The organism is Rhodococcus sp. LB1, from assembly GCF_001583455.1.
Lineage (GTDB): Bacteria > Actinomycetota > Actinomycetes > Mycobacteriales > Mycobacteriaceae > Rhodococcus_F > Rhodococcus_F opacus.
The window spans coordinates 34,870-50,558 of the sequence record NZ_LTCZ01000098.1; the positions used below are offsets into that span (position 1 = coordinate 34,870).

The 15,689-nt window shown below is 65.2% G+C and carries 13 protein-coding genes and 1 pseudogene; 3 read left to right on the plus strand and 11 right to left on the minus strand.

Features of this window, described 5'->3' with window-relative positions; genetic code table 11:
• Window positions 1–32 precede the first annotated feature (32 nt).
• Window positions 33–908 (plus strand): LysR family transcriptional regulator, encoded by an 876-nt coding sequence (locus AZG88_RS16410; RefSeq protein ID WP_061045693.1) that lies wholly within the window; start codon window positions 33–35, stop codon window positions 906–908.
• A gap of 3 nt (window positions 909–911) precedes the next feature.
• On the opposite strand, the gene AZG88_RS16415 is transcribed toward AZG88_RS16410, so the two are convergent.
• From AZG88_RS16415 to AZG88_RS16445, 8 genes and pseudogenes are all read right to left on the minus strand, one after another.
• Window positions 912–1,817, minus strand: a complete 906-nt coding sequence (locus tag AZG88_RS16415) for an alpha/beta hydrolase (protein WP_061698283.1) — start codon at window positions 1,815–1,817, stop codon at window positions 912–914.
• A gap of 76 nt (window positions 1,818–1,893) precedes the next feature.
• Window positions 1,894–2,061: pseudogene (locus AZG88_RS49910) on the minus strand (SDR family oxidoreductase); the annotation flags it as partial.
• 78 nt (window positions 2,062–2,139) lie between these two features.
• Window positions 2,140–3,510: an MFS transporter gene (locus tag AZG88_RS16420; protein ID WP_061045691.1), complete on the minus strand. Its 1,371-nt coding sequence runs from the start codon at window positions 3,508–3,510 to the stop codon at window positions 2,140–2,142.
• A 54-nt stretch (window positions 3,511–3,564) separates the two neighbouring features.
• The gene (locus tag AZG88_RS16425) at window positions 3,565–4,098 is read right to left on the minus strand and encodes a cupin domain-containing protein (protein WP_061045690.1); all 534 of its coding nucleotides are present in this window, start codon (window positions 4,096–4,098) and stop codon (window positions 3,565–3,567) included.
• Between the two features lie 56 nt (window positions 4,099–4,154).
• The gene (locus tag AZG88_RS16430) at window positions 4,155–5,267 is read right to left on the minus strand and encodes an NDMA-dependent alcohol dehydrogenase (protein WP_061045689.1); all 1,113 of its coding nucleotides are present in this window, start codon (window positions 5,265–5,267) and stop codon (window positions 4,155–4,157) included.
• Between the two features lie 39 nt (window positions 5,268–5,306).
• A complete protein-coding gene (locus AZG88_RS16435) occupies window positions 5,307–6,776 on the minus strand; it encodes an aldehyde dehydrogenase family protein (protein WP_231914034.1) in 1,470 nt (489 codons plus the stop codon).
• Between the two features lie 323 nt (window positions 6,777–7,099).
• Complete coding sequence (locus tag AZG88_RS16440; protein ID WP_061045700.1) at window positions 7,100–8,284, minus strand: low temperature requirement protein A; 1,185 nt, start codon at window positions 8,282–8,284, stop codon at window positions 7,100–7,102.
• Between the two features lie 127 nt (window positions 8,285–8,411).
• On the minus strand, window positions 8,412–9,203 hold the full coding sequence (locus AZG88_RS16445; RefSeq protein ID WP_061045688.1) for an SDR family NAD(P)-dependent oxidoreductase: 792 nt from the start codon (window positions 9,201–9,203) through the stop codon (window positions 8,412–8,414).
• Between the two features lie 195 nt (window positions 9,204–9,398).
• On the opposite strand from AZG88_RS16445, the gene AZG88_RS16450 reads away from it, so the two are divergent.
• Together AZG88_RS16450 and AZG88_RS16455 are read left to right on the plus strand one after the other, a co-directional pair.
• Window positions 9,399–10,643: an acetyl-CoA hydrolase/transferase family protein gene (locus AZG88_RS16450; protein ID WP_061698284.1), complete on the plus strand. Its 1,245-nt coding sequence runs from the start codon at window positions 9,399–9,401 to the stop codon at window positions 10,641–10,643.
• Window positions 10,640–12,097, plus strand: coding sequence for an MDR family MFS transporter (locus tag AZG88_RS16455; protein WP_231914035.1), 1,458 nt, complete (start codon window positions 10,640–10,642; stop codon window positions 12,095–12,097). Before AZG88_RS16450 ends, AZG88_RS16455 begins: the two co-directional genes overlap by 4 nt.
• Window positions 12,098–12,217: 120 nt before the next feature.
• Here the strand turns inward: AZG88_RS16455 and AZG88_RS16460 are convergent, their stop codons facing one another.
• The 3 genes from AZG88_RS16460 to AZG88_RS16470 form a co-directional block, all read right to left on the minus strand.
• Window positions 12,218–13,585 carry an MFS transporter gene (locus AZG88_RS16460; protein WP_061045686.1) on the minus strand — a complete coding sequence of 456 codons (1,368 nt, stop codon included), beginning with the start codon at window positions 13,583–13,585 and terminating at the stop codon, window positions 12,218–12,220.
• Between the two features lie 441 nt (window positions 13,586–14,026).
• Window positions 14,027–14,923 (minus strand): HpcH/HpaI aldolase/citrate lyase family protein, encoded by an 897-nt coding sequence (locus AZG88_RS16465; RefSeq protein WP_061045685.1) that lies wholly within the window; start codon window positions 14,921–14,923, stop codon window positions 14,027–14,029.
• 61 nt (window positions 14,924–14,984) lie between these two features.
• The coding region (locus AZG88_RS16470) for a CoA transferase (RefSeq protein ID WP_197487839.1) at window positions 14,985–15,689 on the minus strand (705 nt) is incomplete at its 5' end.

Genomic DNA, 15,689 nt, shown 5'->3' on the forward strand with positions numbered 1-15,689 from the left:
GATCGACGACTCGTACGCAGTAGTCTGCACTGGTGGAGTCGCGTCACGTCGAGTACTTTCTTGCCACCGTCGACAACGACGGCCTTGCGCTCGCGGCCGAGGCCCTGGGCGTCACCAAGCCGTCGTTGTCGAAGGGGCTGCGCAATCTCGAGCGCGATCTCGGTGTCGAACTGTTCCATCGCGTGGGACGCGGCCTGGTGCTCAGCGCCGCAGGCAAGGCATTCGTCGGACCGGCCCGGCAGATCGTGCGAGACCTCGTGGCCGCCGAGGGCTCGTTCGTCGACATCTCCGGGCTGCCGCGCGGACGTCTCGACATCTGCGCGTCCGCGCAGGTCGCGGAAGGCCAGGTCACCGAGCTCATCGGCGCGTTTCGCAAACAGAATCCCGGCGTGATCGTGCGCATCGCCGACCTGCGTACGTCCGACGTCGTCACATCCCTCATCCGGGACGGGCACTGCGAGATCGTTTTCAGCCATTTCCCGGTCGTCGCACCCGGATTGACGACACGGGCAGTCGGTCGCCACGAATACTGGCTGGCCGTTCCGCCGGATGCCGACGTCACCTGGCGGAATCCGTTCCCGCTGAACGACCTTCCTGACCTGCCCGTGGTGGGTCTGCCCAAGGAGTCGTCGTCGCGTACGGTCATCGAGAAGGCCCTGCAGGCGTCCGGGAGCCGCACCGTCATCTCCGCCGTCGTCGAGCAGCGGGAAGCGGTGGGCTCGTTCGTGGTCGAGGGTGTCGGCATGTCGTTCCTCGAGCGCACCCTCGCCGAGCGGGCCGCGGGCGGCGGGGCGCGGATCTCACCGCTCGATCCACCGATCACCGTGGAGTACGGCGTGATCTACGACGACGCCCGATTGTCGCCGGCGGGGCGAGCATTCCTCGAGACACTCACCGCAACTCGGTGACGACTAATCGATGTGCGAGTCGAACCATTCCAGCATGAGGTCCGGATGTTCGCCGAAGTAGTTGTATCCGCGGAACCGTTCCGTCGTTCCCTCGATCCAGAAGAGTTTCTTGTCCTCGGCAGCGATGTTGTCGTAGATCGTCTGCACGTCCGACGGCTTCGTCAGCGAGTCGTCGTGCACCTGCACCACGAGAGTGGGTAGTTGCACGGATTTGGCGTGCTCGATCGGCGACAGTTCGTCGATATGAAACCCTGTCCGCTTGTGGATCGCCGCGTCGAACAGGTTCGGCCCGTCTTCGATTCCGGCGTCCTCGGACGCCCGCTCGATGAACGGCCGAGCAGATACCGGCTGCAGCGCGATCAGCGACTTGACGTGACCGAACTCCTCGGGGTGCTTGTCGATCGCGACAATCGTGGAGTCGCATCCGAGACACACGCTGAGTAGCGACGTCTTCATCTTCGCGGTGTCTTCCCGAGACTTGGCATATCGCAGCGAGCCTATGACGTCGCGATATTCCAGCAGACCGATCCCGACGGTCCCACCGTTGCCCGAGCCGCTCAGTCCGTGATTGCGCAGATCGTACGCAAGTACGTTGTACCCGGCGTCGTGCAAAGCCTTGTACTGGGGCAGGAAGCTGACCTCGAATCCGCCGAAGCTCTTCCAGGGCTCCAGGTGTCCGGGGTAGCCGTAACGATTTCCCGGCATGAAGTGGTTGCAGATCACCAGGCGGTCGGAGTCGGCTGCGATGAACCAGCCCTCGAGCGGAACACCGTCCAGTGACGGGAAGTAGACGTCCTCGTAGGCGAGTCCCACCTCATCGGGACGTCGGAATACCGGTGTTCGGTACGACGTGGCGAAAAAGTCGGCCAAGCCGTCGATCACTTCGTTCGTCTTCGCATCCTCGGTCATGGGATGTTCACTCCTAACATGTTGCCGGACGGTCGCTGTCGCGTTCCGAAACGGCCTCGGGTCCAATTTCATTTCTTCATTTCTGCATCGATCCCGCGTCGACGGGCAATGCGGCGCCGGTGATGTATCGCGCCTCGTCCGATGCCAGGAAGAGCAGCGCGTTCGATACGTCTTCGAGTTCCACCCACGAAACGGGTATCAGATTCTGGTCCGCACATCCTGCCCGGGCATCCTCCACTGACGGCCTACCTCGCTGCCCAGCTACGCCGTCCATGATTCTGCATCGGTCAACGAGTGTCCAGAGCTCTGGACGCAGTCACGCTCAGTCCGGCACCAGCGCCGAATCCACCCGTTCCGCGACGTCTGGACAGTCGGCACGAGACGAGGATCCGACCGAAATCATCAGGATCGCCGCCATCCCGACGACTGCGAAGACCGCGAACGCGTAGAAGTTCCATTGGTAGCCGAGCGTGGACGCCGCGATCCACCCGCCGATGATGGGTCCGATCACGGCTCCCGCGCGGCCGATCCCGACGGTCAATCCCACCGCGGGGGCCCTCATCGTTCCTCCGAATACTGTGCCGACGTACCCCATGATCAGGATCTGGGTGCCGATGGTGCCCAGACCGGCGACCGCCACGAAGATGTACAGCATCGGTAGAGGCATCCGGAGGCTGAGCATCAGGATCGACACCGCGGCCAGGAGCAACACAGTTGCGGTGACTTTCCGCGAGCCCAGTCGATCGGCCAGTGTCGAGGCGATGAGCACCCCAACCATGGCGCCCGCGTTGAGTACGAGAAGGAACGTCAGCGAACTCCCGAGGGAGTACCCGGCCTGCCTCATGATGTGGGGCAGCCATGTGCTGATCCCGTAGGTCATGAGCAGCCCGCAGAAAGCCGCGACTGTGAACAGTGCAGTTGTGCGCCGGTGCGCCGGTTTCAGGAGTTCGCGCATCGACGAGGGAGCGGCCCCTGACGATTCGCTCGACGCCGGGCCGGTCCGCTCGACACCGAAGTCGCGGGCGATCGCATCGGCGGCGCCCTCCCTCCCGCGGCTCGCGAGGTACGACGGCGATTCCGGCAGGTACCGCAGTGCCAGCGGGAACACCGTGAAGAGCGGCACGAGGCAGAGGGCATACATCCATCGGAACCCGAGGTCGGGCAGTAGGACGATCCCCGCGACCGCAGCGGCGATGCCGCCGATGCAGTACCCGCAACAGGACAGCGCATTGTTGAGCTGGCGCCGACCGCCGGGTGAGAACTCGATGATCAGTGCAACGGACACCGGGACGAATCCGCCCAGACCGAGACCCCCGACAAATCGGAGCATGCCGAAGACCTCGGCGTTCGGCGCCACCGCGCACAATCCCATCGCGGTCGCAAACCAGACCATCGACCCGAGAAAGAGCCGTCTCGGCCCGAATCGCCCCGAGACCGCACCCGACGCGAGCGCCCCGACGAGCATCCCCACGAGGGTGAAGCTGCCGATGGCACCGGCCTCCATCGCGGTCAGACCCCACGGTTCGTACGCCAGCAACGACGGCACCGTGGCGCCGTAGACGACCAGGTCGTATCCGTCACAAATCAGCGCGGCAAAGCAGAGCGCCACGATGACACCCGGACTCCGGCGAGTGCCGCTCACACTGCCGCCAACAGCGCCGATCCCACTCTCGCCGTCATGGAATGTCGTCATGGTCTTCCCTTTTGTCGTGTCGATGTTTGGTGTCACGGGTGCCGGCGGCGGATATCAATCGCGAGTCGCGGGAATCATGGTGGCGACGAACGTGGCGGAACGGTCGCTTCGGTTGCTCCACGTGTGCTTGGTGCCGCGCTGGACGAAAGTGTCGCCGGGTCGCAGCAGTGTCTCGGAATCCTCGAGGACGGCGTACAGCTCGCCGGACACGATGGTGACGATGTCGATGGTCTCGGTGACGTGCAGTCCGCTGATGGCGTCGTCTGCGGTGTAGGCGTCCCCGGCTTGCAGGTCGCCGAGGGCGCTTTCGTAGCCCGCGGCCGCATCCCATTCGCTGTCCGGCGGGAACGTCGCGAACCGCACGACGACACCCTCGGCCGGAGGTGCGAGAGCGACGGTGCCGTCCAGAGTGTCCTTCGCATCTACCGACGCCGGAATGGTGTCGGCCTGCCAGACGTCGGCGACGGTGAATCCGTCGGTGACGGCACGGGTGGTGGTGTTCTCGTCGAGGACGATCGTGGACTTTCCTTCGCCGTTGACACCGGACACGACGCGACGCGCCTGGAATTGCTTGTGATCAGAAGGCATGGGGGGTTCCTTTTCTCGAAATGTGGTTGGAGATCTTTTCGGTCGTTCGTCGAAAGCTATTGGTCGTGGAGTATCACGCCGCGAATCAGCTTGCCGTCCTTCAGGTCCCGGAATCCTTGGTTGATGTCTTCGAGGCGATAGGTCTTGGTGGCGAGTTCGTCGAGTTTCAGGTCGCCCTTGTCGTAGAGGCGGAGCAGCCGAACGATGTCGTAGTGCGGGTTTCCGGACCCGAACATCGTTCCCTTGATGGTCTTTTCGAACTTGGTCAGCACGGCACCCGACACGTGAACGGTGAGCTTCTCCGGTGCCGCCAGACCGGTGACGACGACGACGCCGCCCCTGCCGACGGCGTCGAACGCGTTCTGCACGACCTCTTCGTCGACGACACCCACGGTGACCAGAGCCTGATCGGCGCCGTGTCCCCAGGTGATCTCGTTGATCTTCTCGGCGGCGTCGGCCGCCGACGCGAACGCGTGGGTGGCGCCGAACTTCAGGGCTGTCTCGCGCTTGAACGCCACCGGGTCGACTGCGACGACGTACTTCGCACCGGCACTGACCGCGCCCTGGACGGCGTTGATGCCGATTCCGCCGATTCCGTAGATGACCGTGGTGTCGCCGACGCGCACGCCGCCCGCGTATACGGCGGTGCCCCAACCGGTCGGCACACCGCACCCCACCAAAACTGCTGTCTCGAGCGGCAGCCAGTCGTCGACTTTGACGACGGAGTGCTGTGACAGCGTCGCACGTTCGGAGAAAGTTCCGAGCATGCAGAGGCTGCCGAAGTCGAGGCCGTCTCCGTGGTACCGGGTGCCACCGTCGGGGAAAGTGCCGAGGACGGCGTTGGCGCCCAGGTCGCACAGGCTCTGTCGGCCGGTGGAGCAGTAGCGACAGGTTCCGCAGGACGGGATGAAGCTACAGACGACGTGGTCGCCGGGCGCGACCTTGGTCACCCCGGGGCCGACCTTTTCGATGATGCCCGAACCTTCATGACCTGCAACGATCGGATATCTGGGCGTGAGGTCGCCGTCGAGCAGATGTAGGTCGGAGTGGCAGAGTCCGGAGGCGACGAATTTGATCTGCACCTCTCCGACTCCGGGTTCGTCGATGTCGAGTTCGCGGATCTCGAACTCGGTGCTGTTTTCCAGTAGCACTGCGGCTTTGGTCTTCATGGATATCTCCGTATCGAAAGGTCGAGTGGAAGGAGGGTTTCAGAGCTTCATCAGGACAGTTCGTTCTTCGGTGTGTTCGGCAACAGCCTGGAATCCGTACTTGGCGCCGTACCCGCTCTGCTTCTGCCCCGCGTGTGGGAGTGAGGTGGCCCATGCGCCGTAGCAGTTGACCCACAACATTCCGGAACGGATACGGCGGGTGAAACGGTGTGCACGGCTGAGGTTCTGCGTCCACAACCCACCGGCCAGGCCGAAGTCGGTGCCGTTGGCGAGCGCGAGCGCCTCCCCTTCGTCCCGGAAACGCACGACATTCACCACGGGTCCGAAGACCTCCTCGCGTGCGATGCGCATGTCCTGCGTGACGTCGGCGATGATCGTCGGCTGGTAGAAGTTGCGGTTGACGTTCCAGGCAGCGTCGACCGACGCGCCGCCGAGCACGACGGTGGCGCCATCCTCGACGGCTCCGTCGACATGTCCCTGGACCCGCAGGCGTTGACTGGTCGAGATCAGGGGGCCGATGTCACTGGTCGGCTCGAACCCGGGTCCGACGGTGAGGCGGCGCGCCTCCTGCTGCAGCCCTGCTACCACCTCGTCATAGCATCCGGCCTGGACGAACAAGCGCGAGCCGGCGACGCACACCTGCCCGGCGTTGGTGAAGATGCCGGCCGCCGCACCCGGAATCGCGGCCGACAGGTCCGCGTCGTCGAAGATGATGTCGGGGGACTTGCCTCCCAGTTCCAGCGTCATCCGTTTCATGTTCGTGGCCGAGGCCTCGACGATGCGGCGCCCGGTGCCAGTGGAACCGGTGAAGTTGATGCGGGCGATGCCGTGATGGCGGGCGAGATGCTCGCCGGCCACGGAGCCGACACCGGGAACGATGTTGAGGACGCCCCGTGGGATGCCGGCCTCTGCGGCGAGTTCCGCGACGCGCAGGGCCGTGAAGGGGGTCAGTTCGGAGGGTTTCCCGACAACCGTGCAGCCGGCGGTGAGGGCGGGAGCGATCTGGCGCAGGAAACTGGCGGCGGGCGCGTTCCACGGGCAGATGGCGCCGACCACACCCACAGGGACCCGTAGCGTATGCGCGAAGAGGCCCGGCCCTTGATCACTGGTCAGACCGGTGAGTTTGGAAGCCCAACCGGATGTTTCACGAATCGTGTCGGCGGCCCAGAGAACGTAGGCGAGCGATTGTCGCGCCGGCATTCCGTTCTCGAGCACGTCGAGTGCCGCGAGTTCGTAGGCGTGGCGCTCGATCAGGTCGGCCCACGCCCACAGCAGGCGGGTACGTTCACGACCGGCGGTCTCGCTCCAGGTGTCGAACGCACGGTTCGCGGCGTCGACGGCGGCGTCTACGTCTTCCTCGTCCGCGAGATGAACCGTTCCGAGCTCACGGTCTGTCGCCGGATCCAGCACCGGGAGGAGTTTTCGCCCCTCCCTGCCGCTTGCGATGCCGTCAATCCACGGCAGCCATTCACCGCGGGCCAGCATGGAGTCGGCGTCGCCTGGGTGCACCGGGCGTGATGTTTTTGATGTCAATGGAGGTGCCTCCGACCTCGATAGCGGCTCGACGAGTGATTCTCGGAGCAATACCGCATCATGGATCAAATATGATGTGTCGACGCTAACAAGTAGCGAGTGGTGTGTCAACCGTCACAGAGTTGTCCCGTTCACGCCCTGTTCGTCGGCCGACTGAACACCGCGACTACTCGCGACATGTCAACTGCAACAATGGGATTAACCAAAAATTGAGTGGAAAGGCCCGAAGACGACATAGACCACCACGTCGTGTTCCGCGAGCGGGAGGCGCTCACGCGAGGCCGACGGTACGGGTCCGATCACTCCCCGGCGCCGAAGGGGGACTCCGCGCTCGCCTCCTCGGCCGCAGCACGCCTTCCGTCGGCGATCGCCACCCCGAGCACCACCGCCAACGCGGCGCATCCCGCGACGTAGAGCGGAGCCGGAAGCGTCGCGACCGCCAGCGCGACCAACACCACAAGGGCTACCGGTCGCGAGAGCGGCACGTCGCCCATCACCACCCGCATGTACCAGGACTGCGCGGCGAAGAAGAGGAACGGGCCACCGAACAGCAGCGCATTCGTCGTGGCGTCGGCATGTCCGGTGGGATGTGCGATCACCAACTCGTCCCCGACCGCGATCGCGAGCAGGCCGGCGACCATCACCAACAGGGTGTTGGTGGCGTAGCGACTGATTTTGACCGGATCGCGGTCGGCAACCGCCTGGCGCACCGCGACACGTTCGGAACGACGGAAGTACACCCACCACAGCGCGATGGTGCCGATCAACGCCACAACCCCCGTGAACAGCGTCATCGGGACCAGCGGCGCACCCGCGACGGCAGCGCCCGTCGTCAGCACAGTTTCCCCCAGCGCGATCATGAAGAACAGCCGAGACCGTTCGAAATGGTGCTCGGCCGCGAAGTCGAGCCGCTCGGAATGAAATCGTTTGCCGGGGAATGGATGTGCGGACAGCAGACCCGCCAGGTCGACCACTGTCGCCACACCCCACAGCACCAGGCGCAACGGACCCTCGACCACCGCACCCGCGACCCACAAGGGGGCGGTCGCCACCAGCCACACCAACGCACGTTGAAAGTGCCGACGCATGACCTCGTCCAGGCCGGTGGTCAGCAGCCAGAGCGTCCGCCCTATCTGGATGGTGAGGTATGCCGCGACGAACAGCCACCCGGCCTCGCCGAACGCCTCCGGGATCGCGACGTTCATGAACAACCCGAGCAACATGATCACCAGCAGCATCATCCGGACGGACGACGTGTCGGGGTCGGTGAGAGTTCCCGCCCACGACGTGTATGCCCACGCCAGGAATACCGCGAAGTACAGCACCAGGGTTTCCACCAGGCCCGTCCAGGTGAGATGGGCGAGGAGGTGGTGCGTCAACTGTCCGATTGCGAAGACGTAGACCAGGTCGAAGAAGAGTTCGAGAGGTCTGACGTTCCGGTCGTTCGGATCTCGCTGCAGGGATCGCTTCCCGGGTGTGCTCATCTTTACCCTCCCGCTGTGCCGGTCGCGCATGTCGGGTCTTCCTGCAGCATATTCGAGGGCGACAGCCCGGCGGACCAGGACGGCCGCCGACGGGAAGCGGGTGCGGCTCTCCAGGAGACCTCCCCGCTCACCAACCGCCGAAGGAGAGCCCCCCGTTCACGCTCAGCGTCTGACCCGTGATCTGTCCGGCCGCATCGGAGGCAAGGAACGTCACCGCATCGGCCACTTCCTCGACCGCGGGAGGACGGCCGGCGGGGAACCGCTGCAGCGCCTTGTCGAAGAGCTTCTGCTGGAAGCTTTCGGTGGCGAAGATTCGATCCCAGGACGGGGTACCCGACGTGATGGTCATAGCAACACCATTGACACGAATGCGCCAGCGTGACAACTCTTTCGCGAGTGTCTTCGTCATGAGAATGACACCCGCACCGGCGGCGCCCATGACGGATTCGCCGGAGGTGGGGGTCCGGGCGGCATCCGTTGTCAACATGACGGCCGCGCCGCCGCGCACCCGCAGGCCGGGCAGTGCTGCATGAACGGGATAGATTCGCGGGAAGAATCGCGACACGAAGGCACGCTGGATCTGTTCGCCCGTCATCTCCGCGAAGGGCGTGGGCCCGAACTCTCCTTGCGCCCCGGCGCTGATCACGATGTCGATGGCATCGAACTCGCGCACGACACGGCCTGCCACTGCGGCGATGCTGTCGTAGTCGCAACAATCACCTGCTTCGAACCGCACGTTGTCCGAAACCTCACGCAACCGGTCCATCGCATCCTTGCCGCGCTCGGCGGACCGGCCGTTCACCACGACCGTCGCCCCGCGTGTGGCCAGTCGCACGGCGGTCTCCAGCCCGACCCCGCTCGTGGCTCCGGTGATCAGCGCGATCTTTCCACTCATGTCGGATTCTGAACCGGCACTCATCCCACTACCTCTCGCTCGTCCTGTGCATCGCAGCCTGCGAAACTCACTCGACCCTAACACGAATAATATATGATGCGAAGAAATTCGTGACACGATCATATATGATGCGAACCCTGAGGAAGGCGCCTTCGAATCCCCCGAGCCTCCGATCCCCGACTATCGTGAAGAAACGTCCAGACAAGGATGAGCAGAAACATGCCCGAATTCTCGATCTCCGAGCACCTCCGACCCGGCGACCTCGTCGCCATCGGAGAGGCGACCGCGGAACCACGCACCCTCGTCGGACACTTCCTCGACGCCGCCCGCGGCATCGACGGCGTCACGGCCCTGTGCGGATACACCCTCGACGACATTTGGCACACCGTGCCCGAAGGCCACCCCACGGTGATGTCCTACGCCGCGCACGGATCCCTGCGGAAGTTGGCGGCCACCGGACAACTCCAGATCGTGCCGTGCCATCTGTCCAGCTTGGTCCGGTACCTCCGAGACGGAACACTCACCGTAGATGTCATTCTCATCCAGCTGCCGCCGGCGGACGCCGACGGCTTCCACAGTCTTGGCGGGACTGTCGGCTACCTCACCGATGCTCTGGACTCGGCGCGAGTGGTACTCGCAGAGATCAACCCGAATATGCCACGAACCAACAGTTCTCGTCGTATCCATCAATCACGGATCACCGCGACCGTCTCGTCGGAGAACCCGATGCCCGGGTCGCCGACCAGGCCGGCCACCGACTTCGACCGAACCATCGCTACGAACGTGGCGGCCCTGATTCCCGACGGCGCGGCACTGCAACTCGGTGTCGGCGCAATTCCCGCCGAGATCGCCAACGTGATCCGGGACCGTTCGAACCTGCGGGTTCGCTCCAACTTGATCGGCGACTGGGTTCTCGATCTCGTCGCCTCCGGTGCGCTCGACCTCGACGCCGACGGATCGTGTGTCACAGGCATGGCGCTGGGCAGCCCACGGCTGTACGACTTCGTCGATCGCAACACCGGGATCGACTTCGTGCACCTGGACGAACTGCTGGCACCGGCCGCACTCGCGTCGTGCGACCCGTTCGTTGTCGTCAACTCTGCCCTGCAGGTCGATCTTCTCGGTCAGGTGAATGCCGAGTCTCTCGGCGGGCTCTACGTCGGCGCGGTCGGCGGACAGGTCGACTCCTTCCGCGCCACCCGGATGGCAAAGTCCGGCCTGTCCGTCATCGCTCTACCGGCCACCAATCCGGCGGGGGACAAGAGTTCCCTCGTCGCACGACTCGACGGTCCGACGACATCGCTCCAGAGCGATGTCGACATCATCGCGACGGAGTACGGCGTCGCGGATCTGCGCGCGACCACGGCAGCCCAGCGGGCCGAGCGGCTCATCGCTGTCGCGGCTCCGGCGCATCGTGCCGGGCTGCGGGCCGCACTGGATCGCGGACACCGAACCGAACGGTGACCCCACCCGGACGTGAACCGCAAGCACAGCCACGTTCGCGCCGGCGGCGAGTGCTCGCCGGGTTGATGCTCGGTAACACGCTCGTCGCCCTGGACACGACGATTGTCGCGACCGCAGTGACCGTGATCGTCGAGGACCTCGGAGAATTCGACCAGTTTCCCTGGCTGTTCTCCGCATACCTGCTCGCCCACGCCGTCACGACGCCGATCTTCGGAAAACTGTCCGACGTCGTCGGCCGCAAGCCGATCATGCTGGTCGGGATCGGCGTCTTCTTCCTCGGTTCGATCGGGTGCGGATTCGCTCAGTCGATGACCGCGCTGATCGCGTTCCGCGCACTGCAGGGCCTCGGCGCGGGCGCGGTGCAACCCACCGTCCTCACGATCGCCGGCGACATCTACACCCTGCGCGAGCGACCACGGGCACAGGGCTACATCACCAGTGTGTGGGCCGCCGCATCCGTACTCGGGCCCGCGGTCGGGGGACTGTTCTCCGAGTACGGCTCCTGGCGAGGGATCTTCTTCGTCAACGTGCCGATCTGCGCCACGGCGGCGCTGCTGCTGATCCGCAACTTCTCCGAGGCGAATGTGGAGCAGAGGTCACGGCCCGGGCGTCCCGACGTGGTCGGGGCAGCACTGCTGACCCTCGGTGCCGGGCTCCTGGTTCTGGGGCTTCTGGAGGGCGGTCACACCTGGGCGTGGGGTTCGAGGGCCTGGGTTCTGATCGTCACGGCCGGAGCCGTCTCCATCCTGCTGTTCGGAGTCGTCGAATGGCGGGTACGCGACCCGATCGTGCCGCTCTGGATCCTCCGCCGGCGGACCCTCCTGGGAACGATCCTCACCTCGGCGATCATCGGCGCCATCGTCACCGCCCTCGTCTCCTACGTGCCGTTGGTCTCGCAGAACGTCCTCGGCATGACGGCTCTCGCCGGTGGGTTCGTCCTCGCACCGCTGACGTTGGCGTGGCCGTTGGCATCGAGCCAGTCCGGACGGCTGTACCTGCGGTTCGGTTTCCGCCGCACGGCGTTCGCGGGGACGGCGATCACCATCGTGGGAGTCGGTCTCACCGTTCTGATCGGTGTGAACACTGCTGGATGGCAGATTTCGGGAGCATGTTTCGTCGTCGGTGCGGGACTCGGTTTCATCACCAGTCCCACCATCATCGCCGCACAGGCGAGTGTCGGATGGGAAGAGCGCGGCGTCGTCACGTCGTGTACGGCCTTCGCCCGCTCGATCGGGGGAGCCCTGGGGGCGGCCGCATTCGGCGCTCTCGCCGCGGCACCCGGCGGGGATCCGGCATCGCCCGCCCAGCTCGCCGCTGCGCTGCACCCGGTCTTCGTCGGTGTCTTCCTCGCCGCGATCGGGTTGATCCTCACCGTGTCGATACTGCCCCGAGACATGCATGTCACACCGCAACGGCAAGGAACGAAACAACCGGGTGTATCGCGTGTGGACTGAGCGCACCGATCCGCAGGTGTCGACCTACCACCTCACACCCCGGTCCCGATCGGGTCCAGGGTGTGAGGTGGAATCCGTTGGCGCAGTCCTCGTTCGCGGTGTAACCGCCGAACGGCAACGTCACTGGCCCCGAACGGTCGCTTCCTGTCGTGCCTGAAGATCATCGATACCGACGCGGAGGGTGCCATCACGGTACTGGTCACCGAGCGCGGAGCCCGCGATGAAAAGTGCTCCGGCAATGAAGATCACGGATACCCCCCAGGTGGAGTGAGTAGGCGAAAGGGTGACCATGGTCAGCGCCGCGAGGGGGGCAAGTCCGCCGGCGAAGGCTCCACTGACCTCCCTCCCGGCGCCCAGACCCGACACACGCACCTCGGGTGGGAACTGCTGGGCCAGAAAAGATCCGGAGGCGGCCAGTAGCGTAGGTTGGACGATACCGACGGTCAGGATCAGTGCCGCCCAGATGTAGATCGGCCGGTCGGCGTCCAGGAGCCAGAAGAACGGGAACGCCAGGACTGCGATACCCCCGGCACCTATCAACATGACCCGGCGAGTCCCAGCGGTATCGCAGAGCCGCCCGGCCAAGGGAACTACTACGATCGCAACGGCACTGGCCAGGCTGATGCCGAACGCTCCGACGTTCGCGGCGACGTCGCGGAATTCCGCGAGATAGGACAGCGAGAAGGTCTTGAAGATGTAGCTGATGCTGTTGAGTCCGATAGTGGAAACTGCGACGACGGTCAGCCCGCGCCAATGGTTCTTCAGCAGATTGCGGAGCGGCTGCGCCTTCTTCCGGGTCTGGGCCGCAGCGGCCATCTGCTCGAACTCGGGGGTCTCGGGCAGGCTCCGGCGCATCCAGTAGCCCAGGCCGACGAGGACGAAGCTGACCAGGAACGGGACCCGCCATCCCCAGCTGTGGAGGGCGTCGTCGCTGAGGCTCGTCACGGCCGTCACCGCCAGAGATGAAGCCAGCAAACCGATGTTGACTCCCAGGGCCGGCCATGCACCCTGCCGGCCGCGCGACTTGCTGGCAGCGTGCTCGTAGGACATGGCGACCGCACTACCGAACTCGGCACCCGCACCGAATCCTTGGAGAAGGCGGAACACCACCAGCAGGATCGGTGCGGCGATCCCGATCTTCTCGTACGACGGGATCAGCCCGATGCAGCCGGTTGCCACACCCATCAGCAGAAGGGTGCATGTCAGCACCGCCTTGCGCCCGATCCTGTCGCCGAGGATCCCGAAGACGATACCGCCGAGAGGACGTACCAGGAATCCCACCGCGAACGTGGAAAATGCGGCCAGCGTGCTCACCGCCGAGTTCTCCGACGGGAAGAAGATCGGGCCGAACACCAAGGCGGCCATTGATGCGTACAGATAGAAATCGAAGAATTCCAGTGCGGTACCTACCACGACGGCTGGGCCGACGGACTTCGACTTCCGACTTGGCGGAGCACCGGCGGTGGGGGTTTTCGATGGAGGGGTCACGTCGAGCCTCTTCTCTTCCAGACAACGTGTGATTTGGCACACTATGCGTCATATATGATGCTGTCAACTGCAGGCCGGAGCACCCGGTGCACATGACCTCGATCCGCACATATGGGTTGAAAGATGTTTCACGAAACAGTAATTGGGCGACGCCGGGTCGCCGGCTCGAGTCACCGTGCCGACCTCGAGCGGGGAGACGATCCAGATAGTCGCCACGAAACGGGGGAGCGGAGATCGTCCGCTCGAATACCGCCGAACCTACTGTCGACTTGTCCCGGTGACGGCTTGTAGGGCCCCCGCAGCAACAATGCGGAGGCCCTGTGAAGCCCGATACGGTCAGTCGGCGGTCGCGACCAGCCGAGAGGTCGAGCGCCCTCGAGTCAGGCGGGGCGACGATCCGCTGGTGTCAGCGATGCCCTGCATCGGGGGTGCGGGTTCGGATCAGTCGGCCACCCGGCTCAGACTTTTGGCGTAGGCGAGGATCTCGCGGGCGGTTTTGATGTGGGCGTAGTCGACGTGCATGTCCTCGTACCGGACGGCGGCCAGTCCCTTGGCTTCGGCTTCCTCGAAGGCGTCGATCATGCCTGCGTAGAAAGCAATTTCGGCGTCGGACGGGCTGAACACCTCGTTGGCGAGCGCGATGTGCGAGGGATGGATCAACACCTGGCCGCGGAATCCGAGTTCGCGGTTGCGTTCGGAGAAATTCCGTGCCCCGTCATGGTCGGTGAGGTCCTGCCACACCCCGACCAACGGAAACTCGAGGCCGTTGGCACGTGCGGCGAGCAGCGCCCGGCTGCGCAGATACAGCGTCTCCTGACCGGACGGGGTGAACTGGAACCCGACAGATCGGGACACGTCCGCGTCGCGCGCCGTCCCGGCGAACAGGGTCGCCACCCGAGGGGACGCGACGGCGATCTTCTCGCAGTTCGCATACGCCTCGGCGGTTTCCAGGCAGCAGATGAATTCGAGCTTCCCGGCGTCGACACGGTTGGCCCGCTCGAAATGGGTGACCAGCGCATCGAACCGGACGATGTCATCGGGGCCATAGGTTTTCGGCAGGACGAAGCCGTCGAGTCCCGGCACGGCGACGGCGGCGATGTCGTCGCCGGTGATCCCGGTGTCCAGTGCGTTGAGCCGCACGTAGAGTGCGACATCCGCGTCGGCCGCCCGCAGGTTTCCGATCGTGCGCGCGACAGTCAGTCGTCCCTGTTCCTTCAGGTGCTCGGGTACGGAGTCCTCGAGGTCGAGGATCAGGCCGTCGGCGCCGGCGGCAATCGCCTTCTCGGCCCACCCTTCCCGATGCCCGGGCACGAACAACAACGAACGAAGCGGTCTCATGGGTTTCTCCCAACGGGTGTGAAATCATTTGTCATAACTGGGTTCTGCGGCCGCACAGTTGTCAGCTGTGTGGGGTGCTGTGTTCGGCGAATTCGGCGCGAATGGCGTCGGTATCGGCGCCCAACGCCGGGACGCTGCCCGATACCGTGGCCCACCCCTGTGCGAGGCCGGGCGGCAACAGGGCGGGCACCGGACCGGCCGGGGTGTCGACGTCGCGCCACCGGCCGCGGGCGGCCAGCTGCGGGTGCTCGGCGAGACCGCGTACCCCGTTGAGCCGGGCATTGCCGATCCCGGCCGCGTCGGCGGCCCGCTGGATCTCCGCCAGAGTCCTCTCCCGGCACCAGAACCCGACGATCGCGTCGAGCTCGCCCCGCAACCGCACCCGATCGGCGTTGCCGGCGTACCGGGGGTCCTCGGCCAGATCCGGACGGTGCAGGAGGTCCGCAGCCAGGCGCCGCCACTCCCGGTCGCTGGTGGTGCCGAGCACCACGGTCCGGCCGTCGACGGTCGGGTAGGCGCCGTAGGGCGCTACCATCGGCGAGCCCATCCCGACCGGGGCGGGTTCGACACCGCCGTGGATCACCTGATTGAGCGCGAAACCCATCATCTCCGCGACCACGTCCAGCATCGCGATCGGGATCACCGCCCCACGCCCGGTCCGCTCCCGCTCGTACAGGGCGGCCAGCACCGCCGAATACGCATACAGTGCGGTTCCGATGTCGGCGATCGGGATCCCCGGTTTGGCCGGCTGCCCGGGCAGCCCGGT